The sequence below is a fragment of the Actinomadura sp. NPDC048955 genome (genome assembly GCF_040649435.1).
In the GTDB taxonomy this organism is placed as follows: Bacteria; Actinomycetota; Actinomycetes; order Streptosporangiales; family Streptosporangiaceae; genus Spirillospora; species Spirillospora luteofluorescens.
This window is the reverse complement of sequence record NZ_JBEZJI010000018.1, coordinates 51,769-67,896: the sequence shown is the minus strand read 5'-3', so window position 1 is coordinate 67,896 and position 16,128 is coordinate 51,769. Positions and strand designations below refer to the sequence as shown.

Here is a 16,128-nt window from a genome sequence, read left to right as displayed (position 1 = left end):
GAAAGGACCGTGGGCATGGACTCGGATTCGGTGCGTGGAATCGGGCGGAGACGGCTGGTCAAGTGGAGCGGGTTGACCGCCGCCGGCCTGGTGGCGGCCGGCGTGCCGTCGATGAGCGCCGCGACCGGCCACGCCGCCTCGCCCCCGACCGGTCCGTCCGAGAACGACCGGATCCCACCGGACACCCTCCCCGGCGGAGCCTATGACCGGTACGTGGCGAAGCTGGCTGCCGAGGGCAAGTTCTCCGGCGCGATCCTGCTCTCGCACCGGGGCCGGACGGTGTTGTCCCGCAGCTACGGCATGGCCGACGAGAAGAAAGGGATCCGCAACCAGGAGGGCACGGCGTTCACCCTCAGTTCGGCGGGCAAACCGTTCTTCGCGGTGGCCATGCTGCAACTGGCCCAGCAGGGCAGGCTGCGGCTGACGGACACGGTGGGCGCCCACCTGACCGGCTTCGCCGACGACGTCGCCGAGCGGGTGAACATCCACCATCTCCTGTCCGGCACCTCCGGCCTGGACGCGCCGGACGAGGACGTGCGACGTGTCTTCAAGAGCCGCGACGAGGTGCACGAGTACTACGAGCGGCGGGCCCGGCAGGCGAGACTGGTGGGCGTCCCGGGCACTCCGAACACCGCCCACGCCGAACCGGAGGTCACCATCTCCGCGCTGATCGTGGAGGCCGTCGCCGGCACGACGTACTGGGACTACGTCCAGGAGAACGTCTTCAAGCGCTGCGGCATGACCGGCTCCGGTTTCTTCACCCGGCCGCAGTGGCTGACCGACGAGCACATCGCGCACCCGTACATGAAGGTGGACGGCGGCAGCGTGGTGGACGCCCTCCACAACCTGGACAAGGGCAGCTCGAACCCGTACGTGCTCGGCAAGAACCCGGGCCGCGCCTTCATCGACGCCCCCGGTGACGGCGGCTTCGCCACCGCGCCGGACCTGGCCCGGTTCGCGCACGCCCTGGGCGACGGCACGGTGCTCGACCGCCCCTGGGCCGACGTGCTCACCTCGGCCAAGATCCCCCACGGACCGGCGTCGTTCGGCGCGTACGGGATCCCGATCAGCATCGTCAACGGCCAGTGGATGTACCAGCGCGCCGGCGGCAATCCCGGTGTCGGCGCCAACTGGAGCATCTACCCGGACACCGGCTGGGTCGGCGTCATCCTCACCAACCGCGACGTCGACGGCGGGTCGCTGGTCGACATCATGGGCCAGGAGATGAAGGCCGTCACCGGCGCCGAACCGGACCCCGGCTCAGGCGGCTGACCGGCCTACCGCAGCCCGCGGGGCTGCGCGTCCCTCCACGCGCGGTCGAACAGGACGGGGACGGGCCCGGACGGGACGGCGGCCATGTTCGCCAGGGAGCGGCGCTCGTCCGCCATCGGCAGCAGGCGGATCTTCGGCACCTCGATGGGAAGGCGCGGCGCCTTGTGCTCCCGCCAGGCGCCGTGCACGAACAGCGAGCGTCCGGCACGCGCCCTGGTGGTGCTCAGCACGAGGCCCGTACCGCCGAGTTCGGCGGCCGCCGCCTTGAACCGGGCGGGCTTCCAGCCGGTCCACTCCTTCACGTTGCGGTCGGACGGGTCGGGCAGGGCGAGCAGCATCAGGTACAGGGCCGCCGCGTCCTCGCCCAGCCGGTGGGTCTCCGCGCATTCCTCCACCAGCTGCGGCACCGAGCGTGCCGGGTGCTGCTCCCAGCCCGGCGCCAGGTCCGCGTCGCCGGCCAGGTGCGCGCCGAGCGCGGCGAAGTCGTCGCTGAGCAGGAGACGCAGGTCGGCCAGTGCGGGAAGCCCGGAACCGCCGGGCACCACCTGGGACGGCAGGGTCGCGTCGTAGTAGTCGTCGAGGATGTCGAGGAGCGGGTCGTCCGGCCCCTTCACCGCGGCCGGATCCACCCGCAGATGGCGGAGGCGCAGGACGTCGTCCTCGACGAGCGTCACCGCCGGATGGGCGGTGAGCACGTCGGTGGGCGGCGGGTCGCCCATGAGGTGGTTGCTCTGCAGCGAGAACAGGGTGCGCGGACCGGAGGCCTCGCGCAGCCGGGAGATCGCGGCTCCGACCGCGGGCCGCAGCGGATCGCCGGCCGGGGTCCGGTAGGCGAGCCAGGCGGCGACGCGCGGCAGGGCGAGCGGGTCCGGCTCTCCGGCGAAGGCCGAGCCGTCCGCGAGGCAGTCCGCGCCGGCGGCGACACGGCCGATGAGCACCCACGGCCGCAGCGGTGCCCGGCCGCTCCGCCACGGCCACGGGGCGTTCAGGCCCGCGCGCGGCACCGGAACCTCGCCCTTGGGCTGCGTGATCTCCTTGAGCGCGCGGGGCAGCAGCCCGGCGGGCACGGGGAACGGGGCCCCCGACCGCTCCGAGCACCACGCGAGCGCGCGGTCGACCGCCGGGCCCGACGTCCACAGCTCCTCCGGGTCGTCCGGCAGGAGCCGCTCGTAGAGCCTGGTGTAGAACTCGGGCGGCCGCAGCGCCCTGAGGCCCTCCCTCACCTGGTCCGTCTCCGAGTTCCACCCCGAACCGAAGTGGACCAGCCGGACGGGGTCGTCCTCACCCAGCTGGTACGGCGCGGACGAGACCGCCCCCTGGAGCACGACGGCCGCCTCGGTCTCCGACAGGCCCGTCTTCTCCGCGAACGCGGCCGTCAGTTCAGGGCTGATCTGAGGACGGTCCCGTTCGCGCCAGAGCTCACTGAAACGCGCGAACCAGTCGCGGGAGCGCACCGGCTCCAGCACGCAGGCGTCGAGCAGGCGCGCACCGGCCGCCGCCAGCGGGCCCTCCTCGGCGAACTTCCCCTCGGGCGCGTACTCCAGGAGCAGCCGTTCCGGGGGCACCCCGTACTTGGCGCTCACCACCAGGGCGACGGACGTGGGCGTGCGGAACGCCATCCCTGGCATGGCCATGCCGCCCTTCGTGTCCTCGGGCAGTTCGCAGCGCACCACCCGCCAGCGGCCGGGCTCGCCCGACACGAAGGGGTAGGACGCGTAGGCGGCCGGCCTCCGGTACGAACGCGCCCTCGACCTTGAGGGGACGCCGGTGTGCACGGCGGTGTTGATGTGGTTCGGCCGGAGTTCCAGTCCGATCAGGTTGCCGTCGAACTTGCCGCTCGGCGTGCCCATGTCGCCGTCCCAGACGGGCGCGCCGGAGCCCGCCAGGTCCATGAGCCAGCCGCACTGCCGCACGACCGGGTCGGCCTTCTCCTTCGGGGCCTCCTTCGCCTCCTCTCCGGGGGTGAAGCGGCGGACGAGGCGTTCCAGCCCCACCCGGCAGTTGACCGCCGTGACCAGCGAGAACGCGACCCTGTCGAAGGTCTCCCTGTCCTGCTCCTTCAGCTCCGGCAGCGCCTCGGAGAGGGCGATGAAGTTCGGCCCCGCCACCGAGCGGCTGATGTAGTGGGGCACCAGGAGCTTCATCAGCTCCTCGACCCGCTCGCGGGTGAACTTCTCCGGCAGGTCGGCCATGAGCAGCGCCATGACGTCCACCGCCGCGAACTCCCGCGCCGTCTCGGCGTCCTTGAGCAGCAGATCCACGGCCACGCCCACGTGCACGAACCGGGCCAGCAGCATCCGCAGCCCGTATAGGTCGACGCCCTCGCGCAGCAGGGCGCGCTCGCGGGCGCACCACGCGCGCACCTCCTCGTGCCCGATCGGGTTGTCGAACAGCACCGGGATCTTGCCCCAGCCCTTGGTCTCGTGCGGCTCGTACCAGGTGTTGGACGCGCTGTCCCCGACGGTCATGTCGAGGTCGCCCCGCGCCCGGGCGCGCAGCTCCCGCGCGAACCGCTCGTCCGCCAGCACGTGCCGCAGCCCGGGGCGGCGGTCGATCACCAGGTCGGGCAGGAACGCGGGGCCGAGCCGCTCCGGCGGGTCGGCGACGGGGACGCCGTGCTCCAGCAGCATGTCGATCATGTCCAGGGGCGTCCGGCTGCGGCCGGTCTCGTCGAGCCGCCAGAAACGGAACGCCACCGGCACCCCGTCGGACGCGAGCCGCGGGGCGATCCGCTCGGCCACCTCGTACAGCTCGCCGAACGGGTCCCTCCACTGACGTCGCTGCACGCAGGCGACCAGCCAGGCGGCGGCGTCCCCGCGCTGGAGGCCGGGTGTCTCCCCGGCCAGCATCGCCAGGGCGCCGCTGCGGTCGAGCAGCTTCAGCCACAGCGGCCCCTGGGCCGGATATCCCGGACGCAGCTCCAGCGCCCGCCGCGCCGCCTCCGGCCCGGACACCAGGTCCATGGCGCGGCCCTTCAGCGCGTCGTTCCAGAACGCGTCGTCGCTCAGCGACACCTCGTCCGCGTCGAAGAGGGACCGCAGGAACTCCGCGAGCTCCTCCTCGGGATCCAGCCCCGCGGCCTTGGCGATCTTCCGGAGGTCGGAGGCGAGCTGCGGGTAGACGTCGCCGCCGGCCTCGACCCGCCACACCATCACCTCGCGGAAGCGGGCGAGGCCCTCCGGCGTGGCCGCGCCCTTGGCGCCCAGGTCGCGCGCCCACGCCCGCAGGATCGTCGCCGACACCACCTCCGCGTGCTCCTCGTAGCGGTCGGCCAGCCACTCCGGATCGGGATGACGCGCCAGCGTCCGCTCCAGCTTGCGCGCGCGGCCGAACCAGGCCGCGGCCAGGTTCGGCTCGGGGGTGAGGGCGGCATCGGCCACCTCGTCCAGGAGAGTGATCAGGAGGGCGGGCGCCGACTCCTCCAGGCCCGACAGGGTCTCCTCCACGGCCGGCTTGTAGAAGGAGCGCCAGCGCCCGGTCCGGACCTCCAAGGTGTGGATCTTCTCCACCGCGAGCCGCTCCGCTTCGGGATGCGCCTCGATGATGCGCTCGGGGAAGGGCACCACGCCGGCGTAGGGGGCGGGCACGCCGGTCTCGAACAGGCACTCCGGCTCCCACCCGTCCACCGCCATCAGCATGTCGCGGTAGCGGACGGCCGACTCCCCGAGCACCTGCGTGAACCTGCGGTCGTCAGGGCCCACGTAGGTCCGCGCGCACAGCCCGCCTTCGACCGGCCCGGTGGTGAGCGTGACCCCCGCCTCGTCGAGCGCCTCCGCCCAGAACGGGTCGGCGTCCGCCAGCGCGCGGGGGACGCTCACCCCGTCGGCCGCCCACGAGCGCGCCGCCTCGCCGCACTGCTCCTCATGGCGCTTCAGGTACCGCCGCACCACGAACATCGCGGACAGACCGGGCGTGCCTCCCAGCTGCTCGGGAGCCTGCTGGAGCCTCCGCCCCCGGGGATTGCGGTAGACGACCTCCAGATCGTCCGTGAACTCCGCCGTGTACCCGTCGGCCTCGATCCGCCACCCCATAAGCCCCGCGGCCCCCCATCTCGATCTTGACGCGCCAGCGTACGCACGATGACCGACATCGGCCACCGGAGCATCGCCACCGCCCGCGACGTCGACGGCGGGTCACCGGTCGACGTCCCGGGCCGGGAGATGAAGCGCGACGACGCACATGAGTCCTCCCAGGAGGGCCCCGGGAGGACTCGTGCCGGCGCGGAGGACATGCTCGCCGTCGTTATCCGGCTGCTCCCGGTCTCACGGCGGAGGCGGCCGCGACGGCCGTGGCCAGAGGATCGCTCGCGGGGCGGCCGAGGACGTCGGCGAGGTCAGGGCCGGTGCCGTCGAGGAAGCCGTGCCGGACGCCCGTCGCGATCGAGATGAGCATGGGCGGCTGGAACGGCAGCAGTTCCGGCACGTTCAGGAGCCGGTGCCGGTACTCGCCCAGGCCGATCGTGCGGTGGGGGACTCCGAGCCGTCCGGCCACCTGCGCCGCCGTGATCGGCGTGCCGGTCAGCTCGTAGGTGCGCCCGCCGTGCCGTGCCGGATCCTCCGCGATGATCGCCGCGGCCTCGGCGAGGTCCGCACGGGCGACCGCGGCCAGGGCGCCGTCGCCGAACGCGGACTCCACGCCGTCGCCGGTCCACATCAGCAGACCGCCGAACAGTTCGGCGTACAGGCCGTTGCGCAGGATCGTCCACCGCATGCCGCAGGCGCGCACGAGCCGTTCGGTCGCGCGATGCGCGAGTGCGAAGCCGAGATGGTCGCCCCCGCCGGACAGGCTCGTGTAGATGACATGGCGGACGCCATCACGGGCGGCGGCGTCCAGGACGGCCGCGTGCCGCTGGACGACCTGGTCGTCCTCGGCGTAGCCGGCGGAGACCAGCACCAGGGTCGACACCCCGGCGAGGTCGATGCCGCCGGGGTCGTCGAAATCGAGGCGCCGCATCCCGTCCTTGGGCGTGCGGCTGCCGCCTGTCGCGCTCGCGCCGCGGGCGTGCAGCGCCGCGAGAGTCGCCGAGCCGAGGCTCCCGTTCGCTCCGGTCACCAAGATCATGTGTGTCACGGTCTTCCGTAGTGGTTCTCTTCGGTAACTACGCTTGATCTTGATTCGCCCGCGCGCCGGCCACAAGGAGGCAGTTTCATGTCACCCACGCACACCGGGGTAACCGCCGCACCAGCCGCCCTCGATCCCTGCGGGCGCGCGGACCACCCGGACTGCGGGATCCGCGAAGTCCTGGACCGCATCGGCGACAAGTGGTCGGTACTCGTGGTCGTCGAACTCGCCGGCGGGCCGCGCCGCTTCCGGGAACTGCAGCGCGCGATCGACGGTATCTCCCAGCGCATGCTCACCCTCACCGTGCGCAGGCTGGAACGCGACGGACTCGTCCTCCGCACCGTGTATCCGGCCGTCCCGGCCCAGGTCGACTACCGCCTGACCGAGACCGGCGACAGCCTCACCCACCTGGTCAAAGCACTCGCCGACTGGTCTCTCACCCATCGCGACGCCATCGCCGAGGCCCGGCACCGATACGACCAGACCAACCCCGACCACGACATCCGCTAACGGGCCCCGCAGCCGCCGCACACGCCGCCTGCCGGAGCGGTGGCTAGTCGAGCCATGTCCCGGCGCGCATGATGACCCTGCCGCGTAGTTCCGGCTCGCCGCGCCAGGCGCGCACGGTCTCCGGCACTACGCGCACGTAGACGAAGGGGTCGACCTCCGTACGTGGGTCCCATCCGAACTTGGCGGCGAAGGCCTCTGCCGCGTCATCGGGCACCTCCTGGTCCGGGAAGCACTCCGCCTTGCCTTGGAGGAGCACCACGTCGAAGGTGTCCGGCAGTGCCAGGCGCACGCGCGGCTCATCGCGGGCGTTCCGCACGGTCGCGGAATCGGCGCCGGTGCACACCCACACCGCTCGCCCGTCCCACAAGAACCACAGCGGCACCTGATGCGGGCCGTGATCAGGATGCGCTGTCGACACCCACACATCCCGTTCGCCGACAAGCCGTTCCAGGGTGTGGCGCCTACGCTCCGCCACCTGGCGGCGAACAACTTCCATGAGCGCCGACCCTAGCCAGCAGATTCAAAGCGCACATGGGGCGCGAGACCTACTCCCAGCGACCGACACGGCCGAGGACGGATGGGCGGCGCTGTGGAACGGCGATGACGCGCACGACCCGGAAGCGACGGGGATGCTCAGCGCCATCGTCGCACCCCTCGCCGCCGGCGAGCTCCCCGTCTGGACCGCCGCGACCTACGACGGCGACCTGGTGCTCGTCCCCTCCGACCGCCTTGAGGAAGCCGGCACCGTACTTCGCCGCGCCGGCCACCAGGTGGCCGTATGACTGGACGCGCTGGAGTTCCGGGAGAGCGGACGGGCCCTCAGCCTGAAACGCCTGAAGCAGCAGCACGGTGCCCTCCGCATTGCGCCGCACAGGCTCACCATTCAACGAGAGCGCGGGTGGGACACGTACCTCCTCACGTACCGTCCGTTCAGGAGTGGTCCATCCCTCCGCCCTGAAGCGGACCGATCACGCCTGCTCGCCCCGTCCCCGGACGGATTCGGCCAGAGCGCGGGTGCCGTGCACGGAGACTCAGCTCCAGTGATTAACGGGCAACCGTTTTCCGCCCCCCGGACCCGCTCGCCTGACGCGGCCGCTCAGATCATGGTGAGTACCTGGTGGCGGCGGACGTAGTAAACGCGTGGGTTGTGGTTATGGGGGCCGTAACCGGTGGTTCCGACGAGGAGAAGGTAGGTTCCGGCGGGGATGCTGGGCCAGTCGTGAAACCACGCGTCCTGGCGGTTGCCGGTGGCGTCCCAGACGATGATTGCCTTGGCGCCCGTCCTGGCACGCTGGTAGACGTGCTCGACAAAGGCGAGATGGCCGTCTCGCCCATCTCGAAAGCGGAGTTCCTGGACGGCCTGCTGCCGAAGGGCCAGGCGCTCGGCCTGCCGCGCCGAGTGGCCGCGCAGTGCCCTCCCACCGAGCCAGACGAGTGAGACGATGACCGCGACCAGCAGGGCGAAGGCGATCAGCGACGCTACCAAGGAGCACGCCTCCCAGCCGTGTCGGTCCGGGCGCTGCGTGGAGAACGTCTGATCCAGCCCACGGCAGGTCAGTCAAACGGTTCCCGCCCCCGCCTCGCAACCAAATCCCCACCTCCGTCCCATTCTGGACGCGAGAGCCGACGGCGCGACAACCAAGCTCTTCCCGGACCATCGGACGGTCATGACGCCCCCGCGAGGGTCGTGGTGCTTCTGAGGGGCGTCACTGCCGATGCCCCTCGCCCCCGTCATACTTCCGCGATGACGATCACCTACGAATGGCGAGGCGACTTTGAGAACGCAGCGGTCAATGCGCTGCATGCCGAGGGTTTCGGCCACCGGGTCATGGATGTCGACTGGCTCACTCAAGTACAGCGGCACAGCCTGGGCTGGGTCTGTGCGCGCCGCGACGGTGAACTCGTCGGCTTCGTCAACGTCGCGTGGGACGGCGGTGTCCACGCTTTCATCTTGGACACGATGGTCGATGGGGGCCACCGCCGCTCGGGTATCGGAGCGGGACTCGTCGCTGAGGCCGCCCGGCAGGCCCGTGCGGCCGACTGCGAGTGGCTGCACGTCGACTTCGACGACGACTTGAAGGCCTTCTACTTCGACGCTTGTGGCTTCGAACCGACGATGGCGGGTCTGATCGCGCTCTGATACTCCAGCCGTAAACCGTGATCTTGCTGATGAGGCCCCGAGCGGGGGCAGGGGGCCGGCCACCGGGACTCACCGGACAGGGCCTAGGGCTCCCGCCTGGCCTTACTGCTGCTTAAGGTCCGTGAGCAGCGCGCGGAACGCGACCGGGGCGAGCAGGAGCTTCGGCCCGTCCGGGTCTTTGGAGTCTCGCACCCCAATCCCTTCGACGAGAGTCGCCAACTCCACGCACGCTCCCTCTTGGTCGTTGCTCCGCCGCGACTTGCGCCAGGTCACATCGTCCACCGGTCAATCGCCTTTCGTATGAATTCGCTAGTGTCGCCGACACTCATGGAACGCGCCTGCAACTCCGCAAACGCACCGATGACGTGCAAGATATCCTGTGGTTCGTCGGATGTGATCCCTCCGGGCGAAGTCTCCAGATAGACGAGTTCTTCGCGGGTGGGCTGCGTGGCGATGTTGAAAGATCCGGAGATGCCGCGGTAGTAAGCGATCGGCGCAATCTGGAGGGTGACGTTCTTCTGTTGCGACACCTTCAGCAAGTGCTCACACTGTCCACGCATCACCTCAGGGCCGCCGACATCGCGCACGAGGACACTCTCATCCATAACGACTATAAGCCTGGGTGGGGTCTCGCGGGAGAGGATCTGTTGCCTGAGGAGACGCCGCTCGACGGCGGCCTCGCTCGGGAGGAGGGCCTGAGCGTACTCCTTCGTCTGAAAGAGCCCAGGCACGAAGGTTGCCTCGTAGGCGCGGAGGAGGTCGGCTGTTGCTTCGGCCTCGGAGTAGTTGGCGAAGAACTTAGGGTAGGCCGCCGCGCGCAGATGCTTGGTCCAGACCGTCGTGAGTTGCTCGCCGGTGCCTAACGCCTGGTCTAGGCGCTGAGCGAAGTCTTTGCGGCAGCGGGTGTTGCCGCTTTCGACCTGCGAGACGTACGAGGGCGTCACCGATAGACGGTTGGCGAGTTCTGTCCGGGTGATGCCGACGTCCTCCCGCAGGCGTCTGACTTCCGCGCCGAAAGCCCTCAGCGCGGGGGACGGCTTGCGCTTGGCCATGACGAGACCTCCAGTGGCTCTGAACTGGAATTAAGTGATTTTGAGTCCTCGGTGTGCGTCTCGGGGCTTCCGTCTTCACATTACGCCTTGGAGTGGATTCTGTGCGGGGAGTTACCGGAAGTCGGAGGTGATCGTTCATGGAGTGCCCCGCGGAGATCGTGGTGCCGGTTCGGGCCGAGTCGGTAAAGGTGGCCCGGGATTGGGTCGAGGCCGTCCTGGGGACGTGGGGCCAGGACGCCTATGTGGCGAAAGTCGTGGTGTCCGAACTGGTCACGAACGTCTTGCAGCACACCAGAAGCGCGACCACGACCGTACGGGTCGTCCAGGCGGACAAGGGAACGGTCGTGGAAGTCTTCGACTCCTCCAACGCCCTGCCGATGGCGGGCTCGGCGCACCTTCTGAGCGAGGGTGGACGTGGGCTGGCGATGCTGGACGTCCTCGTCAAGGAATGGGGTACGCAACCACTCGGCGGCGGTGGAAAGGCCGTATGGGCGCTGCTCCCTGAAAGCACGTCGTGAACGACGCCGACGCACTGGTTTCCCTACGCGAGCGTTACTCGTCCTGGGAAATCTCCCTGAACCATGGCATGTGGCAGGCCAGGGGGCGCGTTCTCATCCGTTCGTCTTCCCCGAGCCTCTTGCAAGCGGCGATGGACGGCGAGCCTCCATTTCCGTCACGCCTTGCGAAGGACCGAGTCCGGGTAGCGGCGAACGGATCCTCAACGCCGCAACCGGAGGCGCCATACGGAGCGCCTGAACCAGGATGCGGTCGATGGTGGCGCGGCGCTCTGCGGGTAGTGCGTGCAGCCGTCCGGAAGCGGCGGGGAAGGCACCTTGGTGTCACTGCCTGAAGGGGCGGTCAGCGGCGTCCTGCGTGGGTCAGGGCGTGCTCGGCCTGGGCGGCCATGGTGTGGACGAGGTCCTCTGCGGAGGGCAGGCCGCTGATCAGATCGACGCCCTCGCCAACCCAGTCTTGGGGCGACGGGTGTCGAGATCAAGGGAGTGAGGTTTTTGCAGCGGGTCTATGCCGTGACGCGAAAGAAGGGCGGCCGGTGCGGTGAGCACCGGTCGCCCCTCGAAATGTGGTTCCACAGCCGCCAGGGCTAGGGCAGGTTCACCCTGCCGTCACCCCTGGTCGGGCATGGTCGTCTTCTGCTCGAAGGCGCGTTGCTGACGCTCCGCCGCCTGCTGGTCGGTTTCCGGCTGCCGCGTGCCCGGCCGCTGCTGGCTGCGCTCCTCGTCGTCGCCGAGGTCCGGCGGGTCGAAGTTGAAAAGATTCGCCATCGTCTCTTCCTCCTCTTGTTCGCTTCCTACGGTCGGCGCTAAGTGCCGACACCGATAATCGTCCGGGGTGGGTCGCGAATGTCCAGTGAGACGCGTCACGGTGGGCAGATGGGATATCCCGGTGAACAGTTACCCGGTGGTGAGATCTCGGTGCGTCCTCGTGGACGTCTGGACGAGACTGCCGAAAGGACGGGGGGCCCGCCGGACGGCAAGAGTTCGAGCGCCAAGAGGCCGGCCGTCGCGCGTGGCGTTGCGGGTCAGCGGCTGCCGACGAAGTCCGGAGGAGCGAGATACGGCTTCGGGCAGCCAGCAGCCGTCCGCGTCGTCGCTACGGAAGGCTGTGGTCCCGGAGGCCGGATGCGGGTCAGTCGTGGGTGACGCCGCCCGATCCGCCTGCGCCGTTCCTCCGCCGCGGTCCAGCGACAGGAGGACTTCGACAGGCTCAGCTGTCGGGATGAACGTTGTTGATCACGATGGTCTCGCCCATGACCAGGTAGTACACCGTCATGTCGTCTCGGGTGACCACATAGTGGGCGTGATCGAGCTCCTCGATGCCGAGAGGTTTGGCGTCGGGCGGCACCGGGTCAGTGAGCAAGGACATGATCACCAGTTGGACTGCGGTGCGGTAGTGCGGTGCCATCGCGGCGATCTGCAGCCGAATGGACCTGGTCATCGTGAGGTGGTCAGGCAAGCCAGTCCCCTGAGGCGATCTGCTCACGGGTGTAGACCTCGTAACCCGGCGGGGTCTTGCCGGCTTCCAAGTAAGGCCTGATTCGCGTGGCCTCTCGATCGGCTTCTCGAGCCGCCCGCTCAAGGCGGAGTTCCTGGAGTTCCCGCCACTCCTGCTCGGTGACCAGTACGACCGGGTCCTTGCCGTTCTTGGTGATACGGGGATGCGCGGCCCGGTGCACGACGGCTGCGTGGAGATCGCCGAGCCGCACACGAGCTTCTTTGATCGGGTAGGACTCCATCGTGCAACCATAGTGCACACAGTGATCTGAGTGTGCACTTTGTACACCGCACCCCGCTGAGGCGACTGAGACGGAAGCGCTGACGGGCTGGTCGGGTGGGATGGGGTCAGTCGTGGGTGTTGGTTTGGATTTCGCTGACGGCGAGGGGGGTGGGTTCGGAGGTCATGGTGTAGTCGTCGAGGCCGCCGCCGCAGGGGGCGCCGGTGCAGGTCCAGGCGAGCCGCCAGGTGATCGTGGCGGTGATCTGCCAGGCGCCGCCCGGCTGGCCCGTCGAGGAGCGCCTGTAGGTGTAGCCGCAGGTCTTCCCGTTCTTGCTGCCCGCGTCGTTGCAGACGATCTGGGTCTCGCCGAGGTTCCAGTTGACGGACGCGGGGGTCGCCGTCGCCTGGACGGTCACGCCGCCCTCCGAGATCGGGTCGGTCTTGACGACGGTGAAGCCGTCCACCCAGAGGTTCGTCCGCAGCCGGACGAAGGTCTTGTCCTTGGGGGCCGTGTAGGCGGTCGGCACGGGGAACGGGGCAGAGGCCCTGGCGCGCTGCATCATCGTCCAGACGTCGGGCGGCTGGGCCGCGGGCGGCGCGTTGCCGCCGGGGCCGTCGACGCCGTCCACGCCCTGGTTGTCGGTCAGGCCCACGGGGGCGGGCGGGGCCACCGGGCCGCTGACGCCGCCCGATCCGCCTCCGCCGTTGCCTCCGCCGCCTCCGCCGCCGCGCCCGCCGGTCACGCCGGACAGGTTGCAGTCGAGGCCCTTGTTCGCGACGCCGCATCCATCGGCGAGGGCTTCGGCCGGGGCCGCGAAGGTGGAGAGGAGGGCGGCCGCCACGGTGATGCCGGACGCGACGCGGCGCCGGGTGGGGGTGTGAGACATCGCGTGTCCTCTGGGGGATGTCAGCATGTGCGGTCCCGGACGGAAGCGGCGACCTTCCAGGAATCACCGTCGTACTGGACGGTGTACCGGTAGAGGTAGGCGCCGCCCTTGCCGCCTCCCGTCCGCTTGCCCGTCTTGGCGGAGAAGCGGTAGCCCGCGACGGTGTTGACGCAGTCGATGAGGTAGACCTTCGTGCGGTCCTTGGAGGCCGCGTAGACCCGGGGGTTCAGGGTCTTCGCGAAGCGCCAGATCTGTCCCTTGGCCTTGGTGGCCTCGACGTCGTCGGTGACCTCGGTGAGAAGGGGGTCCATCGCGACCTCGGTGAGGCCGGCGGGGTCGTTCTTCTCGTAGGCGGCCTGGTAGGCGGCCTGGTAGGCGCGGTAGCGGGCGAGGACCGTCTTGAAGAGCTGGTCCGTCGGGACCGCGGTGGGAGAGGCGGCGGGGGTGCCGCCGGTGTCGAACCGGCCGTTGGGGGAGAGTTCGCCGCTGGCGGACGACCCGGACGAGCCGCATCCGGCGGCCGCGCACACGGCTAGGACGGCCGTCAGGCAGGCGGCGCGGCGAGGCCCCAGAGGGGAGGAACGTATGCGCATCGCCATCCCTGAGCGGCAGCAGACAACGGGCCGAATACGCGCGAAAGCTTACAGAGATGCGTGGGGCGAGAAAAGGGATTCGTTGCGTCCCGCTTGACCTCGACCTTGCTTGAGGTACCAGGCTCTGGGTGAACGAGCTGATGGAGGAGCCGATATGCGTGCTGTGTGGTTGAGGGAGTTCGGCGGGCCCGAGGCGCTGGTGGCGGGGGACGCGCCCGATCCGGTGCCGGGTGAGGGCCGGGCGCTGGTCGAGGTCGAGTTCGCCAACATCACGTTCGTGGAGACGCAGATGCGGTCGGGCACCGGTCCGATGCCGGTGCGGTGGGAGCCGCCGATGATTCCGGGCAACGGGGTCGGCGGGGTGGTCACGGCGGTCGGAGACGGGGTGGACGCCGCGCTCGTCGGCCGGCGGGTCGTCACCAGCACCGGCGGTACCGGCGGCTACGCGCAGAAGGCCGCCGTGGACGCGAAGGGCCTGTTCGAGGTGCCGGACGGCCTGGCGCTGGACGACGCGATCGCGTTGCTCGCCGACGGGCGCACGGCGGTGATGATGACGCGCGCGGCCCAGATCCGTGAAGGCGAACGCGTCCTGGTGGAGGCGGCGGCCGGCGGGGTCGGGTCGCTCCTCGTCCAGCTCGCGAAGGCGCGGGGAGCGACGGTCGTCGCGGCTGCGGGAGGCGCGCGCAAGACCGAGTCGGCCATGCGGCTGGGGGCGGACGAGGCCGTCGACTACGGCGAGCCGGGCTGGGCGGGGAAGACCGGGCCGGTGGACGTCGTGTTGGACGGGGTGGGCGGGCATGTGGCCCGCGAGGCGTTCGGCCTGCTCAGGACGGGCGGGCGGATGGTCAGTTTCGGGCTGGCGAGCGGGGAGCCGGCGAACATCCCCGAGGAGGACGCCCGGGAGCGGGGAGTGACGCTGGTCTGGCCCAAGGCCACGCCGGAGGAACTGCGGGAGTTCACGGAGCACGCGCTGCGCGAGGCGGCGGCCGGACGGCTCACGCCGGTGATCGGGCAGCGGTTCCCGCTCGACGGCGCGGCGGACGCCCACGCCGCGATCGAGGCGCGCGAGACCGTCGGCAAGACCCTGCTGGAGGTCAGCCGACCCTCTTGAGGAACGCGACCAGCGAACGCTCGTAGGCGGCGGGGTCGACGTTCCAGGACTCGGTGTGGTCGCCCGGCGTGGGGATGTGGGTGACCGTGCCGGGCGGCGCCTTCCTGGCGAAGGCGAAGGCGGGGCCGTTGGCGACGGTCGCGTCGTCCTCGGTGGTGAACAACAGGACCGGCGTCCGCAGGTGGGGCGCGTACCGGCGCATGTCGAAGTCGGCCAGGTCGATGCCGATGCGCCACTGCAGGACGCGCTTGGCGATGCCGGTCATGAAGGCGGGCAGGTGGCGGGCGTCGCCCTGCTTGTCCAGGGTGGCGCTCCAGTCCAGTACGGGGGAGTCGAGCACGACGCCGCGCACGAACGACGGGTCCCGCTGCAACGTCGTCATCGCCATCGCGCCGCCCATCGACCACCCGTACAGGACGACGCCCGTCGCGCCGTGTGCGCGTGCGTAGCCCATGGCGGAGACGACGTCGTGCCATTCCTTGTCGCCCAGATGGTTGCGGCGGTCCTGCGAAGGGGGCGCGCCCACGTCGTTGCGGTAGGCGATGGACAGCATCGGCATGCCCAGCGAGTGGACGGTGCGCATGACGCGGAACGTCTCGGCCTTGTCGGCGTTGCGCCCGTGGACGCCGATGACCCAGGTGCCCTTGTCGGACGTCCCTGGGACGAGCCACGCCGGCATGGGCCCGACCTCGGACGGATAGGTGACGTCCTGGAACGGCAGCCCGAGCGCCGTCTTCGGGTCGCCGTCGTACATCCAGTGGTCGATCATCGCCGGGGCGTCCTTCACGAGGGCGCCCTCCACGGGCGACACCTTCCGGACGACGTGCTCGTCGTTCCCGCCGACGACGGGCCCGAGCAGAGCGCGCCCGCCCTTCCAGACGAGGGCCCAGGCGCCGGGGCGCTCCGTCCCCGGCTCGCGGGGCAGCGTGACGGTGCCGTTGCCCGCGTCCTCGATGGTCAGCGGGTACTCGGCGGAGTGGTCGACCTCGATGGCGACGCCGGCGAAGTACCAGCCGATCCCGCCGACGAGCGCGCACAGCAGCGCGGTGATCGTGACGACCGCCGACATCAGCGGGCGGGCACGGCGGCGGCGCCGGCGGTGCGGCGGGCCGGGGGACGCCGGGACGGATGATGCTGGTGCAGCGGTGGACACGACATACGAAAGTAGCCTCCCGCGAGCGTCGCCAGTGCCCGGGGCGGCGCGCAATACATTGATCAGTGCGGTTAACCTGCCGATCAGGTGCCATAGGGGGAGCCATCGGGACGG

18 protein-coding genes are annotated in these 16,128 nt (G+C 70.3%); 6 read left to right on the top strand and 12 right to left on the bottom strand.

The features are described from left to right. Positions 1 to 15 precede the first annotated feature (15 nt). Complete coding sequence (locus tag AB0C84_RS19325) at positions 16 to 1,272, top strand: serine hydrolase domain-containing protein (protein ID WP_361067837.1); 1,257 nt, start codon at positions 16 to 18, stop codon at positions 1,270 to 1,272. A gap of 5 nt (positions 1,273 to 1,277) precedes the next feature. Here the strand turns inward: AB0C84_RS19325 and AB0C84_RS19320 are convergent, their stop codons facing one another. Both AB0C84_RS19320 and AB0C84_RS19315 read right to left on the bottom strand, forming a co-directional pair. Further along, positions 1,278 to 5,303, bottom strand: coding sequence for a hypothetical protein (locus tag AB0C84_RS19320; RefSeq protein ID WP_361067834.1), 4,026 nt, complete (start codon positions 5,301 to 5,303; stop codon positions 1,278 to 1,280). A gap of 211 nt (positions 5,304 to 5,514) precedes the next feature. Further along, the gene (locus tag AB0C84_RS19315; RefSeq protein ID WP_361067831.1) at positions 5,515 to 6,333 is read right to left on the bottom strand and encodes an NAD(P)H-binding protein; all 819 of its coding nucleotides are present in this window, start codon (positions 6,331 to 6,333) and stop codon (positions 5,515 to 5,517) included. Between the two features lie 87 nt (positions 6,334 to 6,420). Here AB0C84_RS19315 and AB0C84_RS19310 point away from each other — a divergent pair, with 87 nt between their 5' ends. Then, the gene (locus AB0C84_RS19310) at positions 6,421 to 6,843 is read left to right on the top strand and encodes a helix-turn-helix domain-containing protein (RefSeq protein WP_361067827.1); all 423 of its coding nucleotides are present in this window, start codon (positions 6,421 to 6,423) and stop codon (positions 6,841 to 6,843) included. Positions 6,844 to 6,886: 43 nt separating this feature from the next. On the opposite strand, the gene AB0C84_RS19305 is transcribed toward AB0C84_RS19310, so the two are convergent. After that, positions 6,887 to 7,339, bottom strand: a complete 453-nt coding sequence (locus AB0C84_RS19305) for a pyridoxamine 5'-phosphate oxidase family protein (protein WP_361067824.1) — start codon at positions 7,337 to 7,339, stop codon at positions 6,887 to 6,889. Between AB0C84_RS19305 and AB0C84_RS19300 the strand changes: the two genes are divergently transcribed. After that, positions 7,338 to 7,625: an ACT domain-containing protein gene (locus AB0C84_RS19300; RefSeq protein WP_361067821.1), complete on the top strand. Its 288-nt coding sequence runs from the start codon at positions 7,338 to 7,340 to the stop codon at positions 7,623 to 7,625. The genes AB0C84_RS19305 and AB0C84_RS19300 overlap by 2 nt on opposite strands. A gap of 314 nt (positions 7,626 to 7,939) precedes the next feature. On the opposite strand, the gene AB0C84_RS19295 is transcribed toward AB0C84_RS19300, so the two are convergent. Beyond that, positions 7,940 to 8,329, bottom strand: a complete 390-nt coding sequence (locus tag AB0C84_RS19295; RefSeq protein ID WP_361067818.1) for a hypothetical protein — start codon at positions 8,327 to 8,329, stop codon at positions 7,940 to 7,942. 258 nt (positions 8,330 to 8,587) lie between these two features. On the opposite strand from AB0C84_RS19295, the gene AB0C84_RS19290 reads away from it, so the two are divergent. Continuing rightward, on the top strand, positions 8,588 to 8,983 hold the full coding sequence (locus AB0C84_RS19290) for a GNAT family N-acetyltransferase (RefSeq protein WP_361067815.1): 396 nt from the start codon (positions 8,588 to 8,590) through the stop codon (positions 8,981 to 8,983). A gap of 102 nt (positions 8,984 to 9,085) precedes the next feature. Here the strand turns inward: AB0C84_RS19290 and AB0C84_RS19285 are convergent, their stop codons facing one another. After that, complete coding sequence (locus AB0C84_RS19285; protein ID WP_361068016.1) at positions 9,086 to 9,256, bottom strand: DUF397 domain-containing protein; 171 nt, start codon at positions 9,254 to 9,256, stop codon at positions 9,086 to 9,088. Then, on the bottom strand, positions 9,253 to 10,035 hold the full coding sequence (locus AB0C84_RS19280; protein ID WP_361067812.1) for a helix-turn-helix transcriptional regulator: 783 nt from the start codon (positions 10,033 to 10,035) through the stop codon (positions 9,253 to 9,255). Before AB0C84_RS19280 ends, AB0C84_RS19285 begins: the two co-directional genes overlap by 4 nt. Before the next feature lie 137 nt (positions 10,036 to 10,172). Here AB0C84_RS19280 and AB0C84_RS19275 point away from each other — a divergent pair, with 137 nt between their 5' ends. Beyond that, complete coding sequence (locus tag AB0C84_RS19275) at positions 10,173 to 10,553, top strand: ATP-binding protein (RefSeq protein ID WP_361067809.1); 381 nt, start codon at positions 10,173 to 10,175, stop codon at positions 10,551 to 10,553. 606 nt (positions 10,554 to 11,159) lie between these two features. Here the strand turns inward: AB0C84_RS19275 and AB0C84_RS19270 are convergent. The 5 genes from AB0C84_RS19270 to AB0C84_RS19250 form a co-directional block, all read right to left on the bottom strand. Then, on the bottom strand, positions 11,160 to 11,318 hold the full coding sequence (locus AB0C84_RS19270; protein WP_361067806.1) for a hypothetical protein: 159 nt from the start codon (positions 11,316 to 11,318) through the stop codon (positions 11,160 to 11,162). 442 nt (positions 11,319 to 11,760) lie between these two features. Continuing rightward, positions 11,761 to 11,991 (bottom strand): hypothetical protein, encoded by a 231-nt coding sequence (locus tag AB0C84_RS19265; protein ID WP_361067803.1) that lies wholly within the window; start codon positions 11,989 to 11,991, stop codon positions 11,761 to 11,763. A gap of 10 nt (positions 11,992 to 12,001) precedes the next feature. Beyond that, complete coding sequence (locus AB0C84_RS19260) at positions 12,002 to 12,289, bottom strand: type II toxin-antitoxin system Phd/YefM family antitoxin (RefSeq protein ID WP_361067800.1); 288 nt, start codon at positions 12,287 to 12,289, stop codon at positions 12,002 to 12,004. 106 nt (positions 12,290 to 12,395) lie between these two features. Further along, positions 12,396 to 13,157, bottom strand: a complete 762-nt coding sequence (locus AB0C84_RS19255) for a hypothetical protein (RefSeq protein ID WP_361067797.1) — start codon at positions 13,155 to 13,157, stop codon at positions 12,396 to 12,398. A gap of 20 nt (positions 13,158 to 13,177) precedes the next feature. Beyond that, entirely contained in the window at positions 13,178 to 13,750 is a 573-nt protein-coding gene (locus tag AB0C84_RS19250) for a hypothetical protein (RefSeq protein ID WP_361067794.1), read from the bottom strand. A 154-nt stretch (positions 13,751 to 13,904) separates the two neighbouring features. Between AB0C84_RS19250 and AB0C84_RS19245 the strand changes: the two genes are divergently transcribed. After that, entirely contained in the window at positions 13,905 to 14,861 is a 957-nt protein-coding gene (locus AB0C84_RS19245; RefSeq protein ID WP_361067791.1) for a zinc-binding dehydrogenase, read from the top strand. On the opposite strand, the gene AB0C84_RS19240 is transcribed toward AB0C84_RS19245, so the two are convergent. After that, positions 14,845 to 16,014, bottom strand: a complete 1,170-nt coding sequence (locus AB0C84_RS19240; RefSeq protein WP_361067788.1) for an alpha/beta hydrolase — start codon at positions 16,012 to 16,014, stop codon at positions 14,845 to 14,847. The genes AB0C84_RS19245 and AB0C84_RS19240 overlap by 17 nt on opposite strands. Positions 16,015 to 16,128: the final 114 nt, after the last annotated feature.

What these genes read in the sequence shown, in the direction of transcription:
- AB0C84_RS19300 (WP_361067821.1), top strand. Translation starts at nt 7,338, where the DNA reads ATGAGCGCCGACCCTAGCCAGCAGATTCAAAGCGCACATGGGGCGCGA.
- AB0C84_RS19245 (WP_361067791.1), top strand. Translation starts at nt 13,905, where the DNA reads ATGCGTGCTGTGTGGTTGAGGGAGTTCGGCGGGCCCGAGGCGCTGGTG.
- AB0C84_RS19265 (WP_361067803.1), bottom strand. Translation starts at nt 11,991, where the DNA reads ATGACCAGGTCCATTCGGCTGCAGATCGCCGCGATGGCACCGCACTAC.
- AB0C84_RS19315 (WP_361067831.1), bottom strand. Translation starts at nt 6,333, where the DNA reads ATGATCTTGGTGACCGGAGCGAACGGGAGCCTCGGCTCGGCGACTCTC.
- AB0C84_RS19325 (WP_361067837.1), top strand. Translation starts at nt 16, where the DNA reads ATGGACTCGGATTCGGTGCGTGGAATCGGGCGGAGACGGCTGGTCAAG.
- AB0C84_RS19250 (WP_361067794.1), bottom strand. Translation starts at nt 13,750, where the DNA reads ATGCGCATACGTTCCTCCCCTCTGGGGCCTCGCCGCGCCGCCTGCCTG.
- AB0C84_RS19305 (WP_361067824.1), bottom strand. Translation starts at nt 7,339, where the DNA reads ATGGAAGTTGTTCGCCGCCAGGTGGCGGAGCGTAGGCGCCACACCCTG.
- AB0C84_RS19260 (WP_361067800.1), bottom strand. Translation starts at nt 12,289, where the DNA reads ATGGAGTCCTACCCGATCAAAGAAGCTCGTGTGCGGCTCGGCGATCTC.
- AB0C84_RS19270 (WP_361067806.1), bottom strand. Translation starts at nt 11,318, where the DNA reads ATGGCGAATCTTTTCAACTTCGACCCGCCGGACCTCGGCGACGACGAG.
- AB0C84_RS19320 (WP_361067834.1), bottom strand. Translation starts at nt 5,303, where the DNA reads ATGGGGTGGCGGATCGAGGCCGACGGGTACACGGCGGAGTTCACGGAC.
- AB0C84_RS19280 (WP_361067812.1), bottom strand. Translation starts at nt 10,035, where the DNA reads ATGGCCAAGCGCAAGCCGTCCCCCGCGCTGAGGGCTTTCGGCGCGGAA.
- AB0C84_RS19310 (WP_361067827.1), top strand. Translation starts at nt 6,421, where the DNA reads ATGTCACCCACGCACACCGGGGTAACCGCCGCACCAGCCGCCCTCGAT.
- AB0C84_RS19255 (WP_361067797.1), bottom strand. Translation starts at nt 13,157, where the DNA reads ATGTCTCACACCCCCACCCGGCGCCGCGTCGCGTCCGGCATCACCGTG.
- AB0C84_RS19275 (WP_361067809.1), top strand. Translation starts at nt 10,173, where the DNA reads ATGGAGTGCCCCGCGGAGATCGTGGTGCCGGTTCGGGCCGAGTCGGTA.
- AB0C84_RS19290 (WP_361067815.1), top strand. Translation starts at nt 8,588, where the DNA reads ATGACGATCACCTACGAATGGCGAGGCGACTTTGAGAACGCAGCGGTC.